This window comes from Paraburkholderia tuberum STM678 (genome assembly GCF_902833905.1).
Taxonomy (GTDB): Bacteria; Pseudomonadota; Gammaproteobacteria; order Burkholderiales; family Burkholderiaceae; genus Paraburkholderia; species Paraburkholderia tuberum.
This window is the reverse complement of the sequence record NZ_CADFGP010000210.1, coordinates 1-316: the sequence shown is the minus strand read 5'-3', so window position 1 is coordinate 316 and position 316 is coordinate 1. Positions and strand designations below refer to the sequence as shown.

Genomic DNA, 316 nt, shown 5'->3' with positions numbered 1-316 from the left:
GTACGCGATCCATTGACGACACCCCTCAGAGTAAGGGCGCGGTTCTCATGAGATGTGGTACAGGGCTCAGTCAGCGGAGATCGATGGGCATCTTCCAGGGCAAGAGCGCGTCGTAGTCGTCGACGGTCTGTGCCAGCGGGAGACGCTGTAACAGCCAGGTGAGATAGCGATACGGATCAATGCTGTTCGCCTTGCAGGTTTCGACCAGTGAGTAGAGATTGGCGCTCGCGTTTGCGCCATCGACGGTGTCAGCAAACAACCAGCCGCGGCGTCCCAGGCAGAACGGGCGAATGGAATTTTCGCAAGGGTTATGCCG

General features: G+C 58.5%; 1 protein-coding gene. It reads right to left on the bottom strand.

The genetic code is table 11. From position 1 onward, the window contains the following. Window positions 1-70: 70 nt before the first annotated feature. On the bottom strand, window positions 71-316 hold a 246-nt coding region (locus tag HWY30_RS40980), incomplete at its 5' end, for a transposase domain-containing protein (protein ID WP_176079074.1).